Annotated in this window: 27 protein-coding genes and 2 tRNA genes; 12 read left to right on the top strand and 17 right to left on the bottom strand. The window is 61.9% G+C overall.

Features of this window, described 5'->3' with window-relative positions:
• Nucleotides 1–48: 48 nt before the first annotated feature.
• The 4 genes from V5D86_RS00475 to cobT are packed head-to-tail and all read left to right on the top strand — an operon-like array spanning nt 49 to nt 4,738.
• Entirely contained in the window at nt 49–420 is a 372-nt protein-coding gene (locus V5D86_RS00475) for a hypothetical protein (RefSeq protein ID WP_414594737.1), read from the top strand.
• A 30-nt stretch (nt 421–450) separates the two neighbouring features.
• Nucleotides 451–2,613, top strand: a complete 2,163-nt coding sequence (hypF, locus tag V5D86_RS00470) for a carbamoyltransferase HypF (RefSeq protein ID WP_414594736.1) — start codon at nt 451–453, stop codon at nt 2,611–2,613.
• Nucleotides 2,610–3,614: a phosphoglycerate mutase gene (locus V5D86_RS00465; RefSeq protein ID WP_414594735.1), complete on the top strand. Its 1,005-nt coding sequence runs from the start codon at nt 2,610–2,612 to the stop codon at nt 3,612–3,614. The genes hypF and V5D86_RS00465 overlap by 4 nt, the downstream gene beginning before the upstream one ends.
• Before the next feature lie 5 nt (nt 3,615–3,619).
• On the top strand, nt 3,620–4,738 hold the full coding sequence (gene cobT, locus V5D86_RS00460) for a nicotinate mononucleotide-dependent phosphoribosyltransferase CobT (RefSeq protein WP_414594734.1): 1,119 nt from the start codon (nt 3,620–3,622) through the stop codon (nt 4,736–4,738).
• On the opposite strand, the gene V5D86_RS00455 is transcribed toward cobT, so the two are convergent.
• The 12 genes from V5D86_RS00455 to V5D86_RS00400 all read right to left on the bottom strand — a co-directional run bounded on the left by V5D86_RS00455 (nt 4,728) and on the right by V5D86_RS00400 (nt 12,013).
• The gene (locus V5D86_RS00455; protein WP_414594733.1) at nt 4,728–5,333 is read right to left on the bottom strand and encodes an NTP transferase domain-containing protein; all 606 of its coding nucleotides are present in this window, start codon (nt 5,331–5,333) and stop codon (nt 4,728–4,730) included. The genes cobT and V5D86_RS00455 overlap by 11 nt on opposite strands.
• Complete coding sequence (locus V5D86_RS00450) at nt 5,334–6,155, bottom strand: adenosylcobinamide-GDP ribazoletransferase (RefSeq protein WP_414594732.1); 822 nt, start codon at nt 6,153–6,155, stop codon at nt 5,334–5,336.
• Nucleotides 6,155–7,162, bottom strand: coding sequence for an adenosylcobinamide amidohydrolase (locus tag V5D86_RS00445; protein WP_414594731.1), 1,008 nt, complete (start codon nt 7,160–7,162; stop codon nt 6,155–6,157). Before V5D86_RS00445 ends, V5D86_RS00450 begins: the two co-directional genes overlap by 1 nt.
• Nucleotides 7,159–8,178 (bottom strand): adenosylcobinamide-phosphate synthase CbiB, encoded by a 1,020-nt coding sequence (gene cbiB, locus V5D86_RS00440; RefSeq protein WP_414594730.1) that lies wholly within the window; start codon nt 8,176–8,178, stop codon nt 7,159–7,161. Before cbiB ends, V5D86_RS00445 begins: the two co-directional genes overlap by 4 nt.
• A gap of 5 nt (nt 8,179–8,183) precedes the next feature.
• Nucleotides 8,184–9,293, bottom strand: a complete 1,110-nt coding sequence (locus tag V5D86_RS00435) for a pyridoxal phosphate-dependent aminotransferase (RefSeq protein WP_414594729.1) — start codon at nt 9,291–9,293, stop codon at nt 8,184–8,186.
• Nucleotides 9,294–9,455: 162 nt separating this feature from the next.
• Nucleotides 9,456–9,529, bottom strand: a tRNA-Arg gene (locus tag V5D86_RS00430).
• A 110-nt stretch (nt 9,530–9,639) separates the two neighbouring features.
• Entirely contained in the window at nt 9,640–9,828 is a 189-nt protein-coding gene (locus tag V5D86_RS00425) for a 30S ribosomal protein S27ae (RefSeq protein ID WP_414594728.1), read from the bottom strand.
• A 5-nt stretch (nt 9,829–9,833) separates the two neighbouring features.
• A complete protein-coding gene (locus V5D86_RS00420; RefSeq protein ID WP_414594727.1) occupies nt 9,834–10,151 on the bottom strand; it encodes a 30S ribosomal protein S24e in 318 nt (105 codons plus the stop codon).
• Complete coding sequence (locus tag V5D86_RS00415; RefSeq protein ID WP_414594726.1) at nt 10,148–10,651, bottom strand: GTP-dependent dephospho-CoA kinase family protein; 504 nt, start codon at nt 10,649–10,651, stop codon at nt 10,148–10,150. Before V5D86_RS00415 ends, V5D86_RS00420 begins: the two co-directional genes overlap by 4 nt.
• A 5-nt stretch (nt 10,652–10,656) precedes the next feature.
• Complete coding sequence (spt4, locus tag V5D86_RS00410; RefSeq protein WP_414594725.1) at nt 10,657–10,848, bottom strand: transcription elongation factor subunit Spt4; 192 nt, start codon at nt 10,846–10,848, stop codon at nt 10,657–10,659.
• Complete coding sequence (locus V5D86_RS00405) at nt 10,848–11,447, bottom strand: DNA-directed RNA polymerase (protein WP_414594724.1); 600 nt, start codon at nt 11,445–11,447, stop codon at nt 10,848–10,850. Before V5D86_RS00405 ends, spt4 begins: the two co-directional genes overlap by 1 nt.
• 83 nt (nt 11,448–11,530) lie before the next feature.
• Nucleotides 11,531–12,013 (bottom strand): hypothetical protein, encoded by a 483-nt coding sequence (locus V5D86_RS00400; RefSeq protein WP_414594723.1) that lies wholly within the window; start codon nt 12,011–12,013, stop codon nt 11,531–11,533.
• A gap of 29 nt (nt 12,014–12,042) precedes the next feature.
• Between V5D86_RS00400 and V5D86_RS00395 the strand changes: the two genes are divergently transcribed.
• From V5D86_RS00395 to V5D86_RS00365, 7 genes are all read left to right on the top strand, one after another.
• A complete protein-coding gene (locus tag V5D86_RS00395) occupies nt 12,043–12,615 on the top strand; it encodes a dTMP kinase (protein ID WP_414594722.1) in 573 nt (190 codons plus the stop codon).
• A gap of 65 nt (nt 12,616–12,680) precedes the next feature.
• On the top strand, nt 12,681–13,628 hold the full coding sequence (locus V5D86_RS00390) for a deoxyhypusine synthase (protein WP_414594721.1): 948 nt from the start codon (nt 12,681–12,683) through the stop codon (nt 13,626–13,628).
• Nucleotides 13,629–14,597, top strand: coding sequence for an isocitrate/isopropylmalate family dehydrogenase (locus V5D86_RS00385; RefSeq protein ID WP_414594720.1), 969 nt, complete (start codon nt 13,629–13,631; stop codon nt 14,595–14,597).
• A 38-nt stretch (nt 14,598–14,635) separates the two neighbouring features.
• The gene (locus tag V5D86_RS00380; RefSeq protein WP_414594719.1) at nt 14,636–15,679 is read left to right on the top strand and encodes a uroporphyrinogen decarboxylase family protein; all 1,044 of its coding nucleotides are present in this window, start codon (nt 14,636–14,638) and stop codon (nt 15,677–15,679) included.
• A gap of 40 nt (nt 15,680–15,719) precedes the next feature.
• Nucleotides 15,720–15,806: transfer RNA gene (locus V5D86_RS00375), tRNA-Leu, on the top strand.
• Between the two features lie 14 nt (nt 15,807–15,820).
• Nucleotides 15,821–16,162 carry a hypothetical protein gene (locus V5D86_RS00370; RefSeq protein ID WP_414594718.1) on the top strand — a complete coding sequence of 114 codons (342 nt, stop codon included), beginning with the start codon at nt 15,821–15,823 and terminating at the stop codon, nt 16,160–16,162.
• A gap of 223 nt (nt 16,163–16,385) precedes the next feature.
• Entirely contained in the window at nt 16,386–16,613 is a 228-nt protein-coding gene (locus tag V5D86_RS00365; RefSeq protein ID WP_414594717.1) for a hypothetical protein, read from the top strand.
• 117 nt (nt 16,614–16,730) lie between these two features.
• On the opposite strand, the gene V5D86_RS00360 is transcribed toward V5D86_RS00365, so the two are convergent.
• Together V5D86_RS00360 and V5D86_RS00355 are read right to left on the bottom strand one after the other, a co-directional pair.
• On the bottom strand, nt 16,731–17,105 hold the full coding sequence (locus V5D86_RS00360) for a nucleotidyltransferase family protein (RefSeq protein ID WP_414594716.1): 375 nt from the start codon (nt 17,103–17,105) through the stop codon (nt 16,731–16,733).
• Between the two features lie 55 nt (nt 17,106–17,160).
• Nucleotides 17,161–18,150, bottom strand: a complete 990-nt coding sequence (locus tag V5D86_RS00355; protein WP_414594715.1) for a S66 family peptidase — start codon at nt 18,148–18,150, stop codon at nt 17,161–17,163.
• A 51-nt stretch (nt 18,151–18,201) separates the two neighbouring features.
• On the opposite strand from V5D86_RS00355, the gene dcd reads away from it, so the two are divergent.
• Entirely contained in the window at nt 18,202–18,693 is a 492-nt protein-coding gene (dcd, locus tag V5D86_RS00350; protein ID WP_414594714.1) for a dCTP deaminase, read from the top strand.
• Between the two features lie 57 nt (nt 18,694–18,750).
• Here dcd and V5D86_RS00345 read toward each other — a convergent pair whose 3' ends face one another.
• From V5D86_RS00345 to V5D86_RS00335, 3 genes are read right to left on the bottom strand one after another with little or no spacing between them, the layout of a single operon-like run.
• Nucleotides 18,751–19,746, bottom strand: a complete 996-nt coding sequence (locus V5D86_RS00345) for a class I SAM-dependent methyltransferase (protein ID WP_414594713.1) — start codon at nt 19,744–19,746, stop codon at nt 18,751–18,753.
• A 23-nt stretch (nt 19,747–19,769) separates the two neighbouring features.
• Nucleotides 19,770–20,576, bottom strand: coding sequence for an ABC transporter ATP-binding protein (locus tag V5D86_RS00340; protein ID WP_414594712.1), 807 nt, complete (start codon nt 20,574–20,576; stop codon nt 19,770–19,772).
• The gene (locus V5D86_RS00335) at nt 20,569–23,496 is read right to left on the bottom strand and encodes an iron chelate uptake ABC transporter family permease subunit (RefSeq protein WP_414594711.1); all 2,928 of its coding nucleotides are present in this window, start codon (nt 23,494–23,496) and stop codon (nt 20,569–20,571) included. Before V5D86_RS00335 ends, V5D86_RS00340 begins: the two co-directional genes overlap by 8 nt.
• Between the last annotated feature and the right edge of the window lie 3 nt (nt 23,497–23,499).

The following is a 23,499-nucleotide window of genomic DNA, read 5'->3' as shown; positions in this document are numbered from 1 at the left end:
CCAAACATTTTCACAGCCTTTTTCTACATTAACGGCGTTACACCATCCATGGAATACGACATGGTCGTGTATGAGTCCGAAGAGTACCGCTCGAAGAATCCCGAGGATTCGGAGAGGTTCGACAGGAGCTTCGATTCCCTCCTGAAGGCCGACATCGTCATACGCAGGGTCATGTGCTCGTCCGCGGACGACATCGACCCGGACGGCGAGGCCCGCTCGATCGTCTCCGAGAAGGGGATGTCGGCCCTCCCGATCGCAGAGTACCAGGGGGTCGACATAAGCGTCGGGGCCTACCCGTCCGACCAGGATCTCGCGGACTTCCTGGACGTCCCCGACGGCATCCTCAGCGTGGACAGGCAGAAGCCTCCGGCTATGGGGAACGACCTTCCGCCCGCCTGCGCCTGCAGGCCCGTTAGATGAGCTTAAGGCACATAGCCCCATCATCGGTACATGAGGATCGTAATCCGCGGCACAGTACAGGGCGTCGGCTTCCGCCCGGCGGTATACCGTGCGGCCGAGAGATGCGGTGCGACGGGCACGGTCCGCAACGACGGCTCCGCCGTCTTCATAGACACGGACAAGGGGGAGGAGCTCCTCGGGGAGCTCCTCTCCGACCTTCCGCCGCTGGCCCGCATAGAGTCCGTGGAGAAGGTCCCGGCAGACCCCCCGTCCGGCACAGGTTTCTCCATAGTCCCGTCCGAAGGGTCCGGATCGGGGATGTCCATCCCCGCCGACAGCGCGATCTGCGACAGATGCGTGAGCGAGATGTTCGGCGACGGGAGGCGTCGCGGATATCCGTTCACCACCTGCACCGACTGCGGCCCCAGGTTCACCCTTCTCCGCGGGATGCCGTACGACAGGCCGATGACCTCGATGTCCGGGTTCCCCCCGTGTCCCGAGTGCGGGAGGGAGTTCGGTTCGCCCGGGGACCGCAGGTTCCATCATCAGACCATAGCGTGCCCGGCATGCGGACCGTCGTACCGTCTCGAGACAAAGGATGGAACGTTCACGGACGACCCCGTCGGACGCCTTGCCGGGATCCTCGACGACGGAGGACGCGCGATAGTCAAGGGGTGGGGCGGGATGCACATCTGCTGCACGCTCGACCGCATATCCGATCTGCGCGGATGGTACGGCAGGGGGCAGAAGCCCTTCGCCATCATGGCGAGGGACATGGATACCATCGAAAGGTACGGAACGCCCACGCCCGACGAGGCCGCCGTGCTCCAATCCCCCGAGAGACCGATAGTCCTGGTACGCAAGGTCCCCTGCGACGAGACGGAGGACGCGTCCCCCGGCCTGGACACCATAGGCCTGTTCCTGCCGTACACCGGGATGCATCACCTCCTGTTCTCCAAGCTGGACCATGACGCCCTCGTCATGACCTCCGCCAACCCTCCGGGGGAGCCCATGGCGGTGGAGGACCGGGATGCCAGACGCATCGATGTCGACACGTGGCTCCTGCACGACCAGCCGATAGTCAACAGGGCGGACGACACAGTCGTCAGGATGCTCGGCCCCCGGACCCAGTACATCCGCAGGTCCAGAGGATACGTGCCGTTCCGTCTGGACATACCCCTGAAGGGGAGCGCGGTCGCGCTGGGGGCGCAGGAGAACCTGTCGGGAGCGATAGCATGCGACGGGAGGGTCTGGCCCACGCAGTACATAGGCAACGGGGAGAAGATCGGGGTCCCGGAATATCTGGAGGAGGCGGTCCGCACGCAGATGGCCCTCACTGGCTGCAGACCGGACGCGGTGGCCGTGGACCTCCACCCTGGCTACTCGAACAGGCGCTTCGGGAGGCTCCTCGCGGAGGAATGCGGCGCGGAGCTCGTGGAGGTCCAGCACCACTGGGCCCACGCGGCGTCGCTCATGGTGGACAACGGCATAGACGGATGCGTCGCACTGACACTGGACGGCACCGGGCACGGCGACGACGGAACCGCCTGGGGAGGGGAGGTCCTGATTGCGGACCTCGACCGCTATGTCCGCGCGGGGCATCTCCAATCGATACCGTTGCTCGGTGGCGACAAGGCGCTGTACGACCTGCGCCGCCTCAGGTTCGCCATAGACCGCATGAACGGCGAGGACAACCATGACTTCACCGACAGCGAGGCGGCTGTCCTCGGGAAGATGATGGACAGGAGCGTGACGACATCGTCCATGGGAAGGGTGCTGGACGCGATATCCTACACGCTGGGCGTGTGCACCCGCCGCTCGTACGACGGGGAACCGGCGATGAAGCTGGAGACGCTCCTGAACAGGGGGAGGCTCGTCGAGGGGTACCGTCCCGAGACGAAGGGCAACGTGGTGATGACGGCGGAGCTGTTCTCCAGGATCGACCCCAAGGACAGGCCAGAGGACGTCGCGTACTCGATGGTCCACGGGATTGTCGAGGAGCTGTGCCAAATCGCCATCGATGCCGCGGATTCCTCCGGCATAGGGCCCGTCGGCCTGACCGGAGGCGTGTCCTACAACAGTGCAATTTCCTGCATGTTCACAAACACGGTTATATCTTCCAACCACGTTGCCACCCTCCATAGCCAGGTCCCCAACGGGGACTGCGGGATATCGACCGGACAGGTCGCCGTGGCATTGAAGAGGATACAATGAGCAACCTGCTATTCGTCTTACTTGACGGGGCTGAGGACGACCCCTGCCCACAGCTGGACGGCAAGAAACCCATAGACGTGGCAGAGATGCCGTTCTTGGAGTCCAGGGTGACCCACCGCTGCCGCACCACCGGACGCGGATACACCCAGCTCTTCCTGAACGAGTTCTTCACCGGGCACCCCCCGGAGATCGAGAGGGCCGTCCTGGAGGCGATGGGCCTCGGACTGTCCATCAAGGACCGCAAGAGGGTGGCGTACAGGCTCAGCCCCGCGAGGATCGAGGACAGTATGGTCCACTGGTGCTACAACAACGACGCGTTCAAGGACGAGCTCCAGGAGTGCGTCATGTCCCACATGGACATCCTCGAGCCTTACGATCCGGAGATAGAGTTCTTCGTGGAGGGCCGCGCCGTCTTGACGATGGAATCGGACACCGTCCCCGAGACGCCCGCTCCCCCCGTGGACGCGCCGCTGGTGGAGATCGGGGGGCCCCTCGGAGAGCTCATATCGGCCGTGTCCGAGGACATGGGCGGCGTGACCGAGTATCCATGGGGATGCGGGCGCTTCGGGAACCAGTATCCGGGGTTCCAGGGGATCAGGAACATGACCGCGTTCTCGGACAGCCCCACGTCGCTGGGCATATGCGCATCCCTCGGCTACGACGTCCGGCTCGTATACGACCTCGAGTCCAGGTTCCCTGCGGCCAGGGAGGCCCTGGAGCACGGGGACGTCTTCCTGCACATAGACGAGGTCGACGAGTACAGCCATCAGAAGGACCCGTTCAAGAAGAAGGCGGTCCTGGAGCGCACGGACGAGCTGATGGCCGAATACTTCCCGGATGCCGACCGCATCATATACTTCGCAGACCACGGAACGTCCTGCGTCACCGGCGAGCACATACTCACCGATGTTCCGGTATGGACCAACTTCGACATCGGACTGGAGGAGGGCAGGATACACCCCCTCGACGAGCTGGTGCCGACCATCATCAAGCATAGGTGAACACAATGGAATTCGAACTGCCGCCATCGCTCAACATCTACGGTAACGAGAAGATCGCAAAGGACGTCCTGTCGAGGATCTGGGGGAAGAGGGGGGTGTTCACATGCACCGTGGCGAACACCAAGACATCCACCATCCCCGGCATATCCGATGCGGGGGACACCCCCGAGCTCACCATGTTCACGGGACCCGCGGACGCGGAGCTCCTGATAAACAGGAACGTGACCTGCATGAAGGGCATCCCGATAAATCCCGGAGGGATTCCCACTCCCGCTACCCTCACGATGGCCGCCCTCGAGCTGTCCGGCATGGGCAGGTTCATCGTCAACGGCGGATGCTCCATCAAGCCCTACGTCCCCTACTTCGACATGGGCGGCGAGTCTGGAGACTTCATCACCACCGGGAAGGCCGTCAAGAACGTGAGGGAGGAGTTCGAGAAGGGAGTGATGCTGGGACGCATGCTCGCCGAGACGAACGACTTCGTGATCGTGAGCGAGAGCTGTGCAGGAGGGACCACCACCGCGCTCGCGGTGATGACAGCGATGGGCGTCGTGAAGGAGAACCTGGTCAGCAGCAGCTCCCCCAACAACCCCCGCGAACTGAAGACGAAGGTGGTCGCGGAGGCGCTCGAGGCCGCAGGCATAAGGCCCGGGGACCTGAAGGACGACCCCCTCAGGGCGATCGAGTGCGTCGGAGACCCCATGATGCCGGCGAACGTGGGCATCGTGTGCGGAGCCGCCCCCCACGTCCCCGTGATCATCGGAGGAGGCACCCAGATGGGAGCCGTCATCGCCAGCGTCGTCGCTCTCCACCCCGAGCTGATCGGGAACATCATCCAGGGGACCACCAGATGGCTCATGGACGATGTCAACTCCAGCATGAGGAGAATCATAGATTCCATCAGTCCCGACGTCCCAGCGGTATACGTCAACGTGGACTACTCGTCCAGCCCGTACGAGGGCCTCCAGGCCTACGAGTGGGGATTCATCAAGGAAGGCGTCGGGTGTGGCGGGTCCTCCGTGGGAGCGATCGCCATGTCCGGCGGCAGGATCACCGCCAAGGACCTCTTCGAGAAGGTCGAGGAGATCTACAGGGAGATTATGGGCGACGCCCTCACTCCCTGAAGAAGCTCCTCGCCAGGTCCAGCTCCTTCATCGTGTTCACGTTGACGGCGAGCTCGGGCCAATTGGTATCGAACAGGACCTCGTCCAGATAGTCGCCCCTGATCGTGCGGGGCCTGTTCATTATGCACAGTCCGGAGAGGACCCACTGGTTCCCTCTGGACTCCCTCGTGTAAGATGGGGTTATCCCCAGGTTGCGGACGGTGGTCTCGTCCACGACGGCTATCGCCGACTCCATGACGCGCGGGTCGAAGTACTCTATGAACGCGTCGACCACGCGGGTCGTCAGGAGGGGGAGGTCCGACGGACAGGTCAGCACATAGTCCCCGCTCATCCTCTCGAAGGATGTGTGGAGGTCGTGCATGAAGCTCTCCCCGGAGGTGCGGATGGTCTCCACGCCACGGTCCTTGAGATACTCCTCGGTGCGGAGCGTGTTGTCGCTGACGGACACGAATATCTTGTCGATGTTCTCCGACGCCATGAGGGCATCCAGGACGCGCTGGATCGTCGGACGGTCGCCCAGCATCTGCATTGGCTTCTCCACGCCGCAGCGACCCATGCGGCTTCCCTTGCCCCCCGCGTTTATCAGAGCCTGCAATCACATCACCATGGAGAACACCACTACCATGACCAGCATGATGGCCGCCCTGGAGATCTCGTTGGTGGCCCCGAGGATGTCCCCGTTGACCATGCCGAACACCCTGTTGGACCTCCTCGCCATGAGGTATCCGGACACCACGGACGCGATGAGTCCGAACAGCGCTGCGAACACCACGTCTTCGATGTAGACGGGGAGGTCGCAGATCGCACCGATCACGAGCACCCCGACGATGGAGAACAGGATCGCCAGTACCAACGATATCCCCGTGGACTTCCACATGGACGTCACACCGGTCTCCGACACCTGGCGACCGGCCATACCGTTCCCGGGCATCCCGAACGCCGCGCATGCGACCTGGGCGTTCTTGACGAGGACCTCCGTGATTGGGGCGAACGCCACGAGGAGGTATCCCGCCATGGTGTACTCCGAGAAGTTGATGAGGGTCACCACAAGGGCGACGCCGAGCGCGCCCGCACCTATCAGCGTGTCCTTCAGCGCACGGACGTGGTCCTCCTGGGTCCCGGCGACGACCGATCCGTCCCCGAAATCGGCCAGACCGTCGAAGTGCAGGAACCTGCTGCCCACGTAGGCCGTGGCCATGACGGCGATCGCCATGAACATGTTGCTCAGCACTATGCCCCTCATCTGCAGGTAGAAGACCAACCCCGCGACCACCAGGACCGCCAGGCCCATCAGCGCCCCCACCACCGGGACCAGATGGAACTCCCGGTCCATGGCGTCCATGTCCTCCTGGGTGAGGTCCTGCTGCCATATGGTGAAGAAAGACACCATGGCCTTCAGAGCATTCCCGTCTGCCATCAAATCCCTCCTGCCTTCATCGAAATCATCGTGATCATCCTGTCCAACATGGAACCTTCGCTGGGCGGTTCCGTGCCCAATAAACGTGAGAACGAAGAGGAGAGGAACTCGATAAGACCTTCGTTCCCGTCCTCTGCCATGGAATCGGCCCGGTCGGCCGAGAACCATATCAGGTCCATAGCCGCGGACACGTCCGCCCTGGCGAACATGTCATCCAGCCTCTCGGAGAACTCCTCCGGCGGACGGGAGGAGCCGGACATCGCATGGAGGTCCTCCGGGCCCAGTCCGAGCCTCCCCAGTATCTTGTACGGTGTCATGGGGGCGGGATGCTCGTCCCTTGCGGCCAGTGCGTGGCCGACCGAGGCGGTGACCGCCCTGGCGGCGGCTATCCCCACATCCGACCCGGTCCCCGTCCAGGAGACGCGGCCATCCCCGATCGGCGAGAAGACCGCCATGGAGTCCGATGTCGTCCCCGTCTCCCTGAACCCGCGCTCGGCGAGGGCCACCGACTTCCCCTCCACAAGGGGGATGAACAGGTTCACCTTCCCCTCGAAGGTCAGCGGGACCGGGGACACGACGCAGACGTTTATGGTCCCGGCCCTGAGCCGGGACGCCCTCATGGAGGACACCACGCTCTTCTCGTCGTAGTCGTCCAGATACTCCCCGGCGATCACATGGTTGCTGAGCCCGGCCGTGGAGAAGCACTCCACGACGGTGCCGCCGGAGGATGCCTCCTTGGAATTGAAAACATAGTCGACCTCGGCCGCGGTCATCATCCCGACCGAATCGTCTGGAAGGCCCAACGCATCCCTCACGCGGGCCGCGTCCGCCTCCGGGTCGGGGACGTCGTAGTTCTTGCAGACCTGCATGATGAACGCCGCCGTGGCCGTGGACGATCCCCCGTTCAGAACGGCGCTGCTGAGCACCTCCATCCTCTCCTTGAAGATGACGTATGCTACGGGGAGCCCGTCGACCTCCTCGATCCCAACCCTGTCTATGAAGCTCACAGCACCGAACCCCAGAAACCGAACAGAAGGTCCTCGAAGAACACCTGGACATGGACCCCCAGCAGGAGATAGCATACGAGACCGACCGTGAGCATGAACAGCATCGATGAGCGCTCTATGAGCCTGTAGCAGCGCCTGACATCGTCAGTAGTGGGCAACGGCCCGGTCCCCATGACGTACACGCCACGCTTCTCCATGCTTATGCCGAGGACGGCGGCGGTGGCGGTCATGGACCAGCCGCTGTTGGGGCTGGGCGTCTTGGAATGCTCCTCCCTGGCGGCGGGGACGGCCCGCCTCCAGTCCATCCCCATGGACATCCCCGCCAGGGCTATGAAGTAGGGGGACACCCGGGACGTCAGGAAGCCCAGCACGTCATCGAACTTCGCCGGGAAGAACCCGAGCCTCCCGTACCTCTCGTTGAGATACCCCCACATGGCATCCATGAGGTTCGCGCATCTGAACATCACCGCGCCCGGGAGGCCCAGGAGACCGAAGTAGAGGACGGGGGAGTAGACGCTGTCCACGAGGTTCTCGGATATGGTCTCGCAGCACGAGGACGTCACATGCTCCGCGTCCATGCCCCTGGTGTCGCGGCTGACGATCATCTGGACCTTGGCGTCGGCCCCGTCGATGTCCCCGGCCTCTATGTCCGAGCAGATGGGCTCGACATGGTCCCTGAACGAGAACACCGCGAAGGACACCTTGAAGAGGACCGCGGTGGAGACTATCCACAGGATCTCGCCCGCTGCGGGGGAGACCAGCTCCCCGACCCCGATCCTCATGAAGGACGTTATCAGAAGCCCCAGTCCGCTGAACAGCAGGAACACCAGGACGTACGCCAGGAATCCCATGACGGACGTGGCCCTCGAGGTCCTGTTGCGTATCCTGCGGTCCATGGCGCCTAGGATGTTCCCCATCCATCTGAGCGGATGGACCGAGTTGGGCACCTCCCCTATGAAGCGGTCGATGACGAGCGCGAGGACGACGATCAGCACCGCGTCCAAACATAGGGGCATCAGCTTCACCCGTTGAGCACCGAGTCGACGGCGGCGACGAAGCGACAGTTGCGTTCCCTGTCCTTCACACTGTATCTGACATATGATGAGAACTCCGGCCCGAACGATGAGCAGTCCCTGACGGATATCCCGCGGGTTATCATCCTCTTCTTGAACTCGGAGGCGTCCATGCCGGTGGACTCTATGGAATTGAAGTAGAAGAACGAGTCGGACACGTCCCCTGCGGGGAACCCTACGGCCTTCAGTGACGCGTTCATGATCTCGGACTCCTCGGCCATGACGCTCGCCGCATGGTCCACATGCTCGCTGCAGTCCCTGAGCAGGACGGTGGCGACCGCCTGCTCGATCTGACCGACGTTCCATGTCATGCGGACCTTGTCCATGTCCGAAACTATGTCCTGGTTGGCCATCCCGAAGCCTATCCTTATCCCGGGGATCGCGAAGGACTTGGTCAGGGACGACGTCACCACGAGGTTGGAGAACTTGGACACCATGCCCGAGAGGCTGTTGTCGACGAACCCGGGGACCAGCTCCAGGAGGGTCTCGTCCAGGAACACGAGGACGCCCATCGCCTCGCACTCCCTCACGATCCTGACAAGCTTGTCCTTTGGCTCGATCCTCCCGGTGGGGTTGTTCGGATTGCATATGTAGACCGCCTTCGCACCCTGCGCCTGCTCCAGCAGACGGTCGGTGTCGATGCGGAAATCCTCCTCGGGCAGCAGCCTGAACGGGTCTACCTTCGCGCCAACGATCCTGCACTGCTGCGTGTACTCGGCGAAGCTGGGGCACGGTATCACGACGCGGTCGCCCCTCTCGAAGAAGGTGTTGGGGAACATCCGGATTATATCTGACGATCCGGCGCCTACTATGACACATTCCTCCTCGACGTTGAACGTCTTGGAGATCACATCCTTGAGCTCCGCACACGAATCGTCGGGGTAGTGGCCGACCTCCATAAGGGCCGCCTCGACAATCTCAGGGAGGCACCCGGGAGGGCCGAAAGGATTCAGATTGTGACTGTAGTCCTCTACCCCTTCCATCCTCCAGGCCTGTCCTCCGTGAACAGTCTTCGGAAGGCCCAGGAGCTCCTCTCTGGGCGTGATGCGTCCCTTCATGGAAGCTAATGGAGAACTGCCTATAAAATGAATACAATGATATGCCGCTGGCACAGTGGTCCCGCATCCCACTTTCCCGCGGTATGCCCCATATGGCAACGGCGCACGGGACACGAGCATCCGTCGGAGACGCAGGACTGCCGGGATCGGAGGTCATCGAAGCGGGCCCGCCGGGATTCGAACCCGGGTCTGAGGCTCCGGAGGCCCCCATGCTATCCAAGCTATACTACGAGCCCAATGAGTTGAAGTACGGTGTTTAGAGAACGATTTGCCGGGGAGGGTTTCTCCCCGGCGATCCTGTGCCTCCGATTGAGAGGGTGGAGGCGGAAGAAGATGTTCTCTCGGCTCACTGCTTGTCAGTGAACTCGGTGTAGCCGCAGTTTCCGCAGGAAACGCGGTCCTTGTGGGTCGCCATGAACACGCCGGGGCCGCACTTGGGGCACACGGGCCTGGTCCTGGTGAGCTTGTCGCCCTCGACCTTGTAAGCGTCTTTCTTGGAGCAGACCTTGGGTGCTGCGTCTTTCTTTGCTGCCATCTTAATCACTCCTCAGCAGGGGCCTCAGGCTCTGCCTTGGGGGCCTCGATTCCGTTCCTCTTCAGGAGGTACTCCTTCTCCAGCTTGAGAGCCGCCTCTTTGGAGTCGTAGACCTTGGCGTATCCCTTGGACTTTCCGATCCCGTACATGGACTCCACGGAAGCGACGACGACGCAGTCCCTCTTGGACTTGACCGCTTTCGCGACCTCCTCGGCGACCGCGTTCCTTCCGGGGGTGGGCTCTCCGTTGTGGTCGATGGTGAAGTAGACCTCGACCCTCTGGCAGAGAGGATTCTCTTTTTTCTCGTTGATTTCCATCTTCATTCCAATTCCTCCATCTTGGACAGAAGCTCCCTCGCCCTGTCCCTAACGGCGTCGTCCACGACGATCGCCATCATGCATTTTCCGGGCATCCCGTAAACGATGCGGGCGTCGTCCGGAGCGTAGACCATGCACGGCAGAACCGCCAGATCCTCCTCTCCTTCGACCCGTATCAGTCCGGTCTCCCCTTCTATGCCCCTGCGGACCGCATCCGCCATCTCGGCGGTGATCGTCCCCGCAGGATTGACGACGGTCTCCTTGGGCTCGTCCTCGACGAGCCTGGCGAAGTCCGTCATCTCGCGGCGCTCGGTGAAGCCGTCGTATATCGACAGCGACGGCCGGACGCCGTGCCTCCTGAACACCAGGGACACGACGTCCCCGACGGTCAGATAAACGGTTTCATCCTCAATGGAGTCGAGACATGAGTCAGGCAGCTCCTCTCCGAGAGACTCCTTGAACGCGTCCCTCTGGGATTCCGGAAGTGCCAACCCTTTCTCGAACATCCGTCTCAGCGTACCTTGAGGGCATATCTCCCGTTGGCGGAGATGCCCATCTTCTTTGCGATCTCGGATTTCTCGAAATCGGTCACGGCAAGGAATCCCTGCCACTCTTTGGAGGTCTGACCTCCGCAGCGGGGACATACGTCGTCCTCGCTGATGAAGCTGCACTCCTTGCAGGCCTTCAGCACGGGTCCCGCCATCAGGCATCACCCGCCGATTCCGCCTTGGGGGCGTCCGCCCTGTCAGCACGCTTCTTGCGGTCCTCCTCGAGCCACTCGAGCTTCCCGAGCCCGGGCTGGCGCATGGTCAGTCCGATCTTGCTGTCCTGAGGGTTCTTCTCGTTCAGGTCGATGCTGACGACCCTCGCCCTGACCCTGTCACCGACGGCAAGGAACCTACCGGTCTCCTTTCCGACCAGCCTCTGGTTGACCTCGTCGATGTCGACGCGGTCGTCCATGATCTGGCTGACGTGAAGCAGACCGTCGAGAGGTCCGAATCTGACGAACGCTCCGAATTTGAGGATCTCGACGACGACGCCGTCCACGACCTCGTTGTCCCTGGGCTTGAAGACCACCTGCTCGAACTTCACGGTCTGGTAGACGGCACCGTCACCGTGGACGATGCGTCCGGGACCCTCTGCCCTGACGTTCTTGATCAGCAGTGTGAAGTTCTTGTCCCCCTCGGCGAGACGGCCCTCGTAGGTTTCCCAAGTGAGACTGTTGACAGCCTTCTCGGTGTCGTCCCCAAGTTCGGACGGGGGGATGCGGATGACCTTCTCGACCTCGTTTATCATGTACATAGCAGGTCCTCTCGAATAATGCGGACTAACACAGACTCATATATAAGCCTAATCGGCTCCCTATATTAGCGCGCGCTTTCCCTTTAGAACGGTCCGTCGTGACAACCGCTCCTGGCTATAACATCGGACAGTGACTCGTCCACCATCGGGCGGCCGCAGACCACGGAGGCCACCCTCGGCTCCCCATCGTCGTCGAGGTATCCGGGACCGAACGTGACGATCGGGTTGAGGACCTCCTTCCCCGTGGACTCCGAGGCGTTCCTGGCACCCATGTCGCAGCACAGGGCGAGGATGAGGTCGCATCCCCCGGAGGACCCGGCCATCCTCCTGGCGTTGCGCATGAAGCAGCATGCGGACGACGACTCCACCCCCAGGACATCCACGCCGTCGCCGACCAGGCGCTCCGCGAGGGCGGATGCCGCGTCCTTCCCCCCGAGTCCCCCGCAGAAGCGGACACAGGTGTTGCATGTCCACAGCAGGACCCTGCGACCCCTCACATCAGTCAGCAGGTCGTCGTACTCCCGGTCGCGGGCCATCACGATCATGATGCGGGGAAGGCCGTTCATGTTATAAGCTGGCTATGGGATTGTTCGGCATGTTCATCGCCCTAGACGGCCTGGACGGGTGCGGCAAGTCCTCCGTGGCGGCATCGTTGGCGGACCATCTGCGCTCGCAGGGGAGGTCCGTGGAGGTACGGGAGCATCCGAGCGACGGCTTCTTCGGGAGACGCTGCAAGGGGATGCTCCTGAGACGCGGAAGCGTAGCCTTGGCACTGTCCGCGGGATTCCTCTTCACGGACATGCTCGGCACCGCACGCCGCGTGCGCCGTGCACGCAGGGAGGGCACCGATGTCATAGCCGTCAGGTACCATCTGTCATGCCTGTTCCTCGAGGGGAGGTGCGGCGTGACGGTCCACTCGGCGTTCAGGGCGATCATGCCCAGGCCCGACGTCGACATCATGATCGACGTGGAACCGGAGACCGCGTTGGAAAGAGTCAGTGCCAGAGGCCTCTCCGAGGAGATGTTCGAGAACCTGGGGTCCATGGTCAGGACCAGGGATTCCATGCTCTCGTCCGACGGCATATCCGTCATCTCCGGCAACGGGACTAGGGAGGAGACGCTCGCTCTCGTCCTGGGTCTCGTGGAAAAACAGCACCCGCAGCCTTGACACGTCCGGTCACGCGACACCTTATTATTGGTGATGCAACTAGCCGACGATTCAGTGAGTTGAAAATGTCTGAGAAGCTCGAACTTATTCCCGTTCAGGACATCAAGGCAAAGAAAGGAATGACCGTCGATGAGCTGATACGCGCCATGGGACGCGCCGGGGGATTCACCGCCCAGAAGCTGGCGGACGCCACGGACATCGCAGAGGCCATGGTCTCCAAGAAGGACTGCCTCAGGATCCTCTCGTTCCCCGCATGCATCATGGCCACCGGGACCCGCGGGGTCATCGTGGACCTCGTGAAGAACCACATGGTGGACCTCATCATCACCACTTGCGGGACCCTCGACCACGACCTGTCCAGGACGTTCGCCGCCTACTACAAGGGCGACTTCATGATGGACGACGCCATGCTCAGGGACGAGTACGAGATCAGCAGGCTCGGCAACGTCCTCGTTCCCGACGAGTGCTACGGGATCGTCCTCGAGGACGAGCTCCTCCCCATGTTCGACGAGATCTTCGCCGAGACCGACTCCCTGCCCACCCACAAGATCATCGACGAGGTCGGAGCGCGTCTCGACAACGAGGACTCCCTCCTGTACCAGTGCCACAAGAACAACGTCCCCATCGTCGTCCCCGGCATCACCGACGGGTCCTTCGGATGCCAGCTGTGGATGTACTACCAGACCCACAGGAAGCTCAGGATCGACCTGTTCGGTGACGAGCAGATGCTGTCCGAGATGACCAACGAGGCCGAGTACACCGGCGCCATCATCATCGGGGGCGGGATCTCCAAGCACCATGTCATCTGGTGGAACCAGTTCCGCGGCGGACTCGACTACTGCATCTACCTGACCACCGCCGAGGAGTACGACGGGTCCCTCTCCGGTGCACGCATCAGGGAAGCGGTCTCCTGGGGGAAGGTCAAGGAGGACGCGAAGAAGATGACCGTGGAGGGCGATGCGACCATCACCCTGCCGATCATCTATGCCGGCCTCTGCGAGAGGCTGCTCTGAATGCCTAGCGTCCTGCTCCTGCCCGGTGACGGGCAGGGCCCCGAGGCGATCGCGGCCGCGGACACGGTGATCTGCAGCATCACCGACCGGGTCGAGGTGACGTACGGCGACATCGGGATGTCCGCATACGAGAAGTGCGGCGAGTCCCTGCCGTTCGAGACGCTCGACCTGGTCACGAGGAGCCCAGTCATCATATCCGGACCGACCGCGGCGCTGGACGGGGACGACGGCGTCCGCAATCCGCTGCGCGGCCTGCTGTCGCAGATGAACCTGTACGCCCGTTCCAGGACGTTCAGGACACTCTCGGGGGACCTCGGTCGCCCCGGTGCGGAGATCACGGTCTGGGGAAGCATCATGAATCCCCAGGCCGACATCGTCGAGACCCCCGACGTGGACGGCATGACCATATCAAAGTACATCCGCACCGAGTTCTACGCCAGGACCATGAACGCGGCCCTCGCGGACTTCGAGATGAGCGGGAAGACATCCGCGATGAGCATCGCCCGCGACGACCTCTTCAGGGAGTCCAGCAGGATGTTCTACGACTCGTTCGATGTTCTGTTCCAATCCGCGGATAGGAAAACAGGTCACATGAACATCCTCGACTGGATCTCCGAGACGATATCGGACCCGGAGAGGCAGCAGTTCGTGATAGTCGCCGACCTCTATGCGATGATCGCCGAGAGCGTCGCCGCCGGCATCACGGGAGGGGATGCCCTGTCGCCGACGAAGCTGGTCGGGTCTGACCAGTCGTTCATCATGCCGGGCAGCATGGACAGCCTGGACGTCAACTCGGTGTCCGCGATAACCGCGGCATCCGTCGCCCTTGCGGACCTCGGGTTCCGCGACGAGTCAGAGAGGGTGATAAAGGCCCTCAAGGGGACGGTCGCCGCGGGCGAGAGGCCGACCGACATGGGCGGCCCCCTGACGCTCGAGGAGTTCGTGGACTCCGTGACATCCCGCTTCTGAACAAACGGTTTAACTGTCACCAGGCGTTAGCATCATGCATGAAGAACGCTGGGCACAGGGAGGCCGTCCAGGCCGCCCTGGAATTCGATTCCTGCGGGAGGACTCCCGTCAACAACTTCGCCGTGGTCACCGCCGCCCGCTATGCCGGGGTGACCGTCGACAAGGCGCGCTGGGACCCCGCAATATCGGCGAAGGTCGCCGTCGACTATTCTCTGAAGACCGAGTCGGACTTCGTGAAACCCGTCCTGGACTCGCAGATACCCCTGCAGGACATGGGCATGAACGTGAAGTTCCCGGAGGACGACTACGGCAGCGTCCCCGGGCACATAGTCGAGACCCCGGAGGATGTCGACAAGCTGCACGTGTTCGACCCGGACAACGCCAGCGAATGCCCCGGGTTCACGAAGGTCAGGGAGGCCCTGGCCATCACCGCGGACATACTCCCCGAGGACCTGCACATCTGCGGTCTCTCCTGGGGACCGATCACCACCGCGGGGTACTTCATGGGGGCGGAGAACATGATGTTCGCCACTCTTGTGGACCCGGACCTCGTGAAGAAGCTGGTCGACAAGTCCGCCGAGCTCGTGTCCGCCATGGAACTGGCGATGATCGAGAGCGGGGCGTCCCTCATGTGGATGGCGGACCCCACGTCCTCGGAGGACCTTATCTCGCCAGACATGTTCGTGGAGTACTCCATGAACCCCATCAAGAGGGTCATCGATGATGTGAAGGGCAGGTTCGATGTCCCCAACTTCGTCCACATATGCGGCAACACCCTGGACACGCTCGTTCACCTGAAGGGGACCGGCGCGGACTGCCTGAGCTTCGACCATGCGGTCGATCCGGCCAAGGCCAGGGCCGCGGCTGGGAAGGACCTCGCCCTCATGGGCAACGTGGACCCGGTCAAGCTGATCATGTCCGGAACTCCCGATATGGTGACCTCGAAGTCGTATGAGATCATCGAGGCCGCAGGGCAGGAGGGCGGATTGATTCTAGCTCCCGGATGCGAGACGCCCATCTCCAGTCCGTACGAGAACGTGCTGGCAATGGGCCGTGCCGGAAGGGAATACTGGCAGAAGTGACGAAAGTATTATAAACAGGGGTCCCATCCCCAGCCTTACTGCAAGGGTAGTCAAGCCTGGCCAACGACGCTAGCTTGAGGGGCTAGTCCTTAGTGGTCCGCGAGTTCAAATCTCGTCCCTTGCACCACTTCATTTTCTGAGTTGGAGAACATTGATGTCAGCTGTTACGGAAGATCTGTAGCCACAGTCACCGTACACGACAGATCGGGATCCGGAGCGAAGGTTCCGAGGGGATCCGTTCCGACCGGCATAGTTCGTGACGGCATCCGCAGGGCACGCTCCTCCGGGTCCGCCGACACGGTGTTGATCGACATCCGCACATGCGACCTCACGCTGTCGCAGGTCATGGAGGGCATCCGCATGCTGTCCATGGGCCTTCCTGGACACGAGGTCTTCATGGACGGCGACCTCTACTCGATCGTCGCACGCAGGAGACCCTCCTGCATCACGGACAGGGTTTTTGCCAAGGGGACGACGGTCTGAACGGACGCGCCTTCTCAGCGTTCGCGTTTTCCATGGTCCTAGCGTATGCTCTGTCTAGCCTTTTACTCGAACCATTTATAAGGGTTTTCGGTGCCTCCGTTTATAAAGCGGAGACTCCGATTTCATTGGGTTGGTTCGAGTTGGTTCGGACGTCTGGCTGCACGGTTAACAGGGGTTCTTGGTTCGAGCGTTCGAACCGACCCGAACTATGAGGTGTGTGAGCATGGCCCGCCGCCGTCGCACAGGTCTCCGCGAGAACCGCATCCTCGTCGCCATATCCATCCTCGGATTGGACGAGAACGGCTACCGCCGGACTCAGAACGAGGTGTGCGCCGTGCTCAAGATGGCGAAATCCACGGTGTCCGAGTGCATCCACTGTCAGAAGAACACGACGATAAAGCGTTTCTACATCAAGCCTGATTTCGAGATCATCGTCGATAACGAAACGTAGAGATCGAAGGACGGATTGTACCTGGCGTTCATCATCGCCTTCGAACTGCTCGTATGTCAACCCATCCTAGATTCTATGTGCCTTGCGGCCGCCAGCATGGTCTTTAGGACATCCAGATCATTCTGCGTAGACCAACACCAGATCTGAAGAAATCCTGTCTATGAACTCCGGGTCGGCATCGGTCGGGACGATGTCAAGATCCCTCTCCGAAGCACGGTTGAGTCTGCTGTAGAGTTTCCCGATATCGAAGTAGCTGTCGATCATTCCAGAATCGATGAGCAGATCAACGTCACTGTTGGAGGTTGCTTCTCCGCGAGCATACGAGCCGAACAGGTATATCCTCTCCACGCCCATCTCCCTTGCTATGGGCGAGATGATCTCCGAGATCTCCCCGATGGAGTAAATCTTATCGTTCGGTTCAATCTTCGATCTCCTGATGCTCTCACCATCAAAAAAAAGCACATTCCGAATATCTAATTGAGCCTCGGACACCACATGTTCGCGGATCTTCCTGTGGTATGAGCCTGGACCGTGAATCGGATTCGACTTAAAGGTAGTTGAGCGAAGCCTTCCCTCCGGAGACGTCGAACCTCGCGACCGCTCCGTTGACGAACGTCATCCTCGGCGCCTTGTGCCCCACGTCCGCATCGGTTATCACGGGCACGTCGAACTGGTCCAGCGTCTCGCGGACCGTCTCGGCATAGTCCCTGCCGCTGTAGAACAGGGGCCTCCCGAACACGAACCCCGTGACACCGTCGAACCATCCGTCGGATGCCATGCCCTCCAGCATGCGGACGACCCTACTGTCGTCCATGTCGTAGGTCTCCATGTACCAGACGATCCCCTCGTCGGAATAGGACTCCACGAAGGGCGACGGGTCAGCCGTTCCCTTGGCGTGGAACCATTCCAGGACGTCCATGCATCCGCCTATGAGCCTGCCTGTGAAAGAGCCCTCCCCGCCCCACACGGTCGGCACCTCCTCGTTGAGACCCTCCAGACCCGTCACACGGTCGGAGAATCCCCCTTCGTGGTACGGGAATGACGCCTGGGAACGCCTGGTGCCCTCGATGACCTCCAGACACTCCGAGACGCTCCTGTGCCAGGGCTCCATGCCGTAATCGCCGAAGTTCCCACCGTACACGGTGGCGATGTCATGCTCCGCCGTGATCTTGAACAGGAGGGTGGTGTTGTCGGAGTACCCCTGGACCCATTTGGGGTTCCTCTCCACAAGGTCCCAGTCCATGAGCGGCAGCATCTCGAACTGGTAGTCTCCTCCCTTCGCCGAGACGATGTAGGACGTCCCCCCGTCGGACATCAGGGACTGGAGCTCCTCCACCCTCTGTTCCGCGGGAGCGCTCCTGCCCTCGTCGTCAAAGCACGAGTAGACGTCGGGGGTCTCCACGACCCTGTAGCCCCTGTCCTCCAGCCTCCTGCGCGCGTTCGCGAAGCGGGCGATGTCGGTGGGGTCCGTGACGCCGAACGAGGGGGCGGTCACTCCGATGGAATCTCCTTTGGCGAGGGGACGGGGGATGATCATGGGTCCGGGATTCCACTCCAGCTTATAACCGATGCCGTCATTCTCCAGGGCATGGCAATCCTATCCGACAGGGACATCGTGGAGAGCATGATGACCGGATACATAGGCATCAGCGACTACAGCGAGAGAGGACTCACGCCGAACGGCTACGACCTCCGCATCGCGGAGATATCCGTCAGGGGGGACCCCGAGGTCAAGAGGGAGGGGACCGTGACGATCCCGCCCCGCACGATGTTCTACGTGTCGACGGTCGAGAGGGTCCGGATGGCAAACGACATATGCGCCCAGCTGTGGCTCAGGACCACATGGATAAGGAGGGGCATCATAGGGGCCTTCGGGAAGATCGATGCGGGGTTCGAGGGGACGCTCACGCTGGGTGCCTACAACGCCACGGACGACCCCGTGGAGATCCCGATCGGGGAGAGGTTCTGCCAGATGGTTCTGGAGACACTCAACTCCGAGACCATAAAGGCCTACTCCGAGAGGAGCGGGAACTACCAGGGGCAGACTGGTATAACCCTGGAGCCTCTGAGGAAGGACTGACGGTGGTCCGGGAGCCACGCTCCCGGCCGATATCGTCCCCGAGGGCCGCGACGGGACTCACATCTTGTGGACGTCGATGGAGTACACGCTCATCGTGGGGGAGTACGTCTTCAGCTCGAACGTCTCGATCTCGATCGTATGGCCGTTCTCTGCGGCCATGGCCCCCATCTCCTCACACAGAGTGGGGAAATCCTCGCGTTCGATGATCTTGTACATGTGCACGGTACCGCCGTGATTCAGACGGTCCAGTGCCAACGGGAGGAACCTGTCGGCGATCTGCGGAAGGTTCATGATTATGCGGTCGGCCGACGGCAGCGTCGGTGCCACGACCGTCGCATCACCGGTGATGGGGACGAGCTGTTCCGCGTGGTTGTCATCCCTGTTTATCAGCGCGAACCTCTCCGCCTCCGGATTCAGGTCTATGGAGTATGCGACCTTCGGGTTCGCGAACCTGCAGATCTGTATCCCGAACGGTGCCACGCCGCCGAACATGTCCATGACGACCTCGCCATCCCTGACCATGGATGCTATCCTGTGCCTCTCGCCCGCGAGCCTCGGATTGAAGTAGACCTTCGCCGGGTCCGTGTGCATCCTTGCGCCGAACTCCTTGTGGACGGTCTCCGAGGTGCCCTCCCCGGCCATCAGCTCCAGGTCCCTTATCCTGAGGTCACCCTTGACCCCCGAATCGGAGAACACGCAGCGGAGGCTGCGGTTGGCCTTCATCATGGCCTCCCCGATCTCCCTCCTGAACGGGTCCAGCTCCTCCGGGACCTTGATCATGCCCACATCCCCGACAACATCGAACGACACGGGAAGGAGGTCCCCGAGCCCGTCCGGGAGGTCCAGGACGCTCCTGTAGTCGCCGACCGGACGGTCCTGCGGGCGGAGATCCCTCTCGACCGTCTCGTATCCCTCGACAGGGATCAGGATCGGGAGCAGGAGACTGTCGTCCTCGGCGGATATCCTGAAGGACACGTCCAGGATCCCGTCGTCGAGAAGGCGCGTCCTGACGGACTCCCCGTCACGCTTTGGGACCCTGATGCATTGAACCATGACAACCCCATCGGGAACTTGCCTTAAAGGGTGCCGTGCTCGCTGTGGTACCTCTTGGGGAGGACGAACAGCTCACCTTCGTCGTCGAATCCCACCGATGCGTCCACATCGTACACGTCACGGATCAATTCTGGGGTGATGACCTCCTTCGGATCACCGATGCCGACGATCTCCCCCTTCTTCATGATGATGCACATGTCGCAGTACCTGGCCATCAGGGATATGTCATGCTCGGCGACGAGTATCGACGTGTCCTTGCGGACCATGGCGTTGAGGTACTCCATCACATCAAGCTTGAACTTCATGTCCAGATGGGACGTGGGCTCGTCCACGAGCATCAACCTGGGACTCTGGACGTACGCCTTGGCTATCAGCACGCGCTGCCTCTCCCCGGACGACAGGGCCCCGACGGCGCGGTCCTTGAGGTGGTCGACCCCGAACTTCCTCAGGGCGTCCATGACCATCTCCTCGTCCTCCTCGGGCTCCCACCAGACGTTCTTCAGATACGGGTATCTCCCGAGCATGACCGTCTCGAACACCGTCAGGCCGAAGCTCCCCCTGAGCTCCGCCGGGACGGTGGCGACCTTCTTGGCCACCTCCGAGGGCTGGCAGTCCAGGATGGACGACCCGTCGATCAGGATGTCCCCCGCCGTCGCGTCATGGAGGCGGTTGATGCACTTCATCATCGTGGACTTCCCGCAACCGTTCGGTCCTATCAGCCCGACCAGCATCCCCGGCCCGATCTCATACGAAACCCCGCGGACGGCCCTGTACCCGTCCTCATATGTCTTCTCGAGGCCCCTGACCTCGAGAAGAGGCACCTCATCCATCGTAGATCCTCCCCTTCTTTATCAGCAGATATGCGAACACCGGTATCCCGATGATCGTTGTTATGGCACCGACGGGCAGCTCTATCCCGTAGTATCCGGTGCGGGACAGGAGATCGGCCAGCATCAGCATCACCGCCCCGAAGCAGAACGACGCGGGCAGCACCATCCTGTGGTCGCTGCCCAGAAGCATCCTGCACAGATGGGGGATGACGAGACCGACGAACCCTATGACCCCGCAGAATGCGACGCACACCGAGGTCAGCACGGATGCGAGTATCAGCATCAGGCGGTTGAACCTCCTCACGTCAAGCCCCATCTCGCGCGCCTGGTCCTCCCCCAGCAGGACCAGGTTGAACTCCTTCGCCCAGAACATGGGGACGAGGGACAGGAACACCGACAGGAACACGATCACCCCGACCTGGGACCATGTGACCTCCGCGAACGAACCGTAGAGCCAGGACAGCGCATTGCTGAGCTTTCCGCCGGCCATCGTAAGCATGATCGTCTGGAGGGCGGAGAACGCCAACCCGACCACGACACCGGCCAGGACGTAGTTTATGGAGCTGCCGCCGGCCTTCTCCGCTATGACCATCGTGCACGCGAATGCGACCAGACCGCCTACGATAGCCGCGATGGCTATCAGGAAGATCGAATGACTGGAGAACAGTCCGAAGAACGTGAAGTCGAACGCTATCACGGCTATGGCGGCGATGCCCGCTCCCGACGACACGCCCATTATGTACGGGTCGACCAGGGGGTTCCTGATGATCGCCTGATAGACCGATCCCGCTATGGCGAGCCCGATGCCCACGGCCAGGGCGGCGAGCGTCCTGGGGAGGCGGGACACGAACACCATCGTCTCCACGGTGTCCAGGCCGTTCCCGCCCTTCGCTATGGCGGAGAACAGGGCCGAGTACGCCTCCACCGGGTTCAATATGGACGTGGACCCTATGCAGATGCATAGCGTGAAGGTCACGAACACCAGGACCGCGCCTATGGCCAGGACGAACCTGAGGCGGTGCCTGTTGCGGGTGTTGTGGGACAGGTTGTCGCCGTACAGATAGTGCATCCCGCGGTCCTTCAGGTACTTGAACGGTCTCTCCTCGTGCCTCACGAAGCGCAGGACCGCCCATATGACGGCGAGGGCTGCGACCACCGCGAGGACGATCGCCGCGATGTATGCGATGACGGGCGCACCGGCATCGTTGGACGGCGGCACGTACGGCACGAAATCGCCCGAGAGGACGAACGTCCCCGAATCCGTGCATCCGATGAACATGTCACCGAGGATGAACGGGGCCGCCATGTTGAAGTTCCTGACCTCTGGTGCGCAATGGGCCGTCCCCACGATCGCGTTCTCACGGAGGTCCACCAGGTATATCGGGTCCGCCGAGGAGTAGCTGGTGAGGTACATCCACCTCCCGTCTACGATCACACCGGCGGAATGTATCTCCGCCAGACCTCCGACGACCCTCTCCAGGACCCCGTCCGTGCTGATCCTCATCAGCGAGGAGTCCGAACCCTCGTGGACCGTGAAGTATGCGCCGGAGTATCCGTCCGCCTCCAGAGGCGTCACGTACCTGCCGAACGTCCCCATGTCGGTGTTCATGTACCTCTTGACCAAGGAGTTCGACGAAGGGTCGTACTCGAACACGGCGAGTCCCGAATTGGCCTGGTTCATCCCGAGCCCGTCGGTGACCGTGAATATGAGGGTCAGGGTGGGGCCGGTCTCGAATACGGAGACCTGGCCTATGCCCCCGTACATCTTGCCGCGGATCTCCACCTGGTAGATCTCCTGGTCGGTCAGCAGCGAACCGTCGGTCTGGTCGAGTATGTACAGGTGCCCGTTGAGGGCACCGGCGAAGACGCGGCCCTCGGTCACGGTGGGGGATATGAAGTACGTGCCGCCGTCCAGCAGGTACGACCACACCAGGTTCAGGTCCAGGTCGAAGCAGTACACCATGCCGTTGGAGTGGGTGGCGTATATCGCTCCGGAATTGTACACGAGCGACGTGCATCCGGCATCGTACGTGGTCCCCGCATCGAAGTCCTTTATGAACGACGGCGTGGGGACGGCGTCCCCGTAGGCCGCACCTCCGATGGACGTGACGTTCTCGTTATCGTCGCCGGGGCCCGTCTTCCAGGGGATCTTGTAGATGTATCCGGTCATCGTGGAGAAGTACACATTATCCCCGACGACGACCGGTGTGGACGATTCATAGTTCATACCGGAGATGAAGCGGAAGTCCCATGCGTGCTCCCCGGTCCTGGCATCGATGCAGGACAGGACGGCATACCCCTTGTTCTCCCCCGTGGAGAACGTGCTGAACTTCTGGATAACGTACCCGCCGACGTAAAGAGGATTGGCGAATGCTGTCCCCTTCTCGTACCATGAGACCTCGTACTCCGACCCGGTCTCCGAACGGCCCTCCTGCGCCCCGGAGTTCATAGAGTCCCCGCGGAACATGGTCCATGCGGTCGGGTCGTTCGGCGTCTCCACGGGAGCGATGCCTTCCGGATAGAACCCGAGGGCGTACGCGGAACATCCGGACGAGGACGCGTCGACCTCGACCCATGTCCCGTCATCCCAACCGTACAGCCTCCAGGACGACGTCACCATGACGCCTGTGGAGCCTGGCTCGGACAGGGTGCCCCCCGTCGCCCCGGAGCCTATCGTCACGGACGCCGTTCCGTCGACGGAGATGTCCTCCCCGTCCCGCGACACCTCGAACCCGAGTCCCGAGGCCGCGCTGACGGCAACGTCCCACGCGGACTGACCCCGGCCCTCCGCCCACTGTGTCCTGCCATTGCCCTCGTCGATGAGGACATCCGTCCCGGAAGCCGCCTCCGAATCGAACATCGGGGCGAGGGAGACCAGTATGAATATCATGGCGACCGCGGCCGCCGTCCTTGCATGCATCGA

The sequence above is a fragment of the Candidatus Methanoprimaticola sp. MG2 genome (genome assembly GCF_047501175.1).
In the GTDB taxonomy this organism is placed as follows: domain Archaea; phylum Thermoplasmatota; class Thermoplasmata; order Methanomassiliicoccales; family Methanomethylophilaceae; genus Methanoprimaticola.
The sequence above is the reverse complement of the archived record's forward strand: the minus strand, read 5'-3'. Positions and strand labels throughout refer to the sequence as shown.

Excerpts from the sequence above, each read along its gene's own strand:
- V5D86_RS00475 (WP_414594737.1), top strand. The coding sequence starts at position 49 with ATGGAATACGACATGGTCGTGTATGAGTCCGAAGAGTACCGCTCGAAG.
- hypF (WP_414594736.1), top strand. The coding sequence starts at position 451 with ATGAGGATCGTAATCCGCGGCACAGTACAGGGCGTCGGCTTCCGCCCG.
- V5D86_RS00465 (WP_414594735.1), top strand. The coding sequence starts at position 2,610 with ATGAGCAACCTGCTATTCGTCTTACTTGACGGGGCTGAGGACGACCCC.
- cobT (WP_414594734.1), top strand. The coding sequence starts at position 3,620 with ATGGAATTCGAACTGCCGCCATCGCTCAACATCTACGGTAACGAGAAG.
- V5D86_RS00450 (WP_414594732.1), bottom strand. The coding sequence starts at position 6,155 with ATGGCAGACGGGAATGCTCTGAAGGCCATGGTGTCTTTCTTCACCATA.
- cbiB (WP_414594730.1), bottom strand. The coding sequence starts at position 8,178 with ATGCCCCTATGTTTGGACGCGGTGCTGATCGTCGTCCTCGCGCTCGTC.
- V5D86_RS00435 (WP_414594729.1), bottom strand. The coding sequence starts at position 9,293 with ATGAAGGGACGCATCACGCCCAGAGAGGAGCTCCTGGGCCTTCCGAAG.
- V5D86_RS00425 (WP_414594728.1), bottom strand. The coding sequence starts at position 9,828 with ATGGCAGCAAAGAAAGACGCAGCACCCAAGGTCTGCTCCAAGAAAGAC.
- V5D86_RS00420 (WP_414594727.1), bottom strand. The coding sequence starts at position 10,151 with ATGAAGATGGAAATCAACGAGAAAAAAGAGAATCCTCTCTGCCAGAGG.
- V5D86_RS00415 (WP_414594726.1), bottom strand. The coding sequence starts at position 10,651 with ATGTTCGAGAAAGGGTTGGCACTTCCGGAATCCCAGAGGGACGCGTTC.
- spt4 (WP_414594725.1), bottom strand. The coding sequence starts at position 10,848 with ATGGCGGGACCCGTGCTGAAGGCCTGCAAGGAGTGCAGCTTCATCAGC.
- V5D86_RS00405 (WP_414594724.1), bottom strand. The coding sequence starts at position 11,447 with ATGTACATGATAAACGAGGTCGAGAAGGTCATCCGCATCCCCCCGTCC.
- V5D86_RS00400 (WP_414594723.1), bottom strand. The coding sequence starts at position 12,013 with ATGAACGGCCTTCCCCGCATCATGATCGTGATGGCCCGCGACCGGGAG.
- V5D86_RS00395 (WP_414594722.1), top strand. The coding sequence starts at position 12,043 with ATGTTCATCGCCCTAGACGGCCTGGACGGGTGCGGCAAGTCCTCCGTG.
- V5D86_RS00390 (WP_414594721.1), top strand. The coding sequence starts at position 12,681 with ATGTCTGAGAAGCTCGAACTTATTCCCGTTCAGGACATCAAGGCAAAG.
- V5D86_RS00385 (WP_414594720.1), top strand. The coding sequence starts at position 13,629 with ATGCCTAGCGTCCTGCTCCTGCCCGGTGACGGGCAGGGCCCCGAGGCG.
- V5D86_RS00380 (WP_414594719.1), top strand. The coding sequence starts at position 14,636 with ATGAAGAACGCTGGGCACAGGGAGGCCGTCCAGGCCGCCCTGGAATTC.
- V5D86_RS00365 (WP_414594717.1), top strand. The coding sequence starts at position 16,386 with ATGGCCCGCCGCCGTCGCACAGGTCTCCGCGAGAACCGCATCCTCGTC.
- V5D86_RS00355 (WP_414594715.1), bottom strand. The coding sequence starts at position 18,150 with ATGATCATCCCCCGTCCCCTCGCCAAAGGAGATTCCATCGGAGTGACC.
- dcd (WP_414594714.1), top strand. The coding sequence starts at position 18,202 with ATGGCAATCCTATCCGACAGGGACATCGTGGAGAGCATGATGACCGGA.
- V5D86_RS00345 (WP_414594713.1), bottom strand. The coding sequence starts at position 19,746 with ATGGTTCAATGCATCAGGGTCCCAAAGCGTGACGGGGAGTCCGTCAGG.
- V5D86_RS00340 (WP_414594712.1), bottom strand. The coding sequence starts at position 20,576 with ATGGATGAGGTGCCTCTTCTCGAGGTCAGGGGCCTCGAGAAGACATAT.
- V5D86_RS00335 (WP_414594711.1), bottom strand. The coding sequence starts at position 23,496 with ATGCATGCAAGGACGGCGGCCGCGGTCGCCATGATATTCATACTGGTC.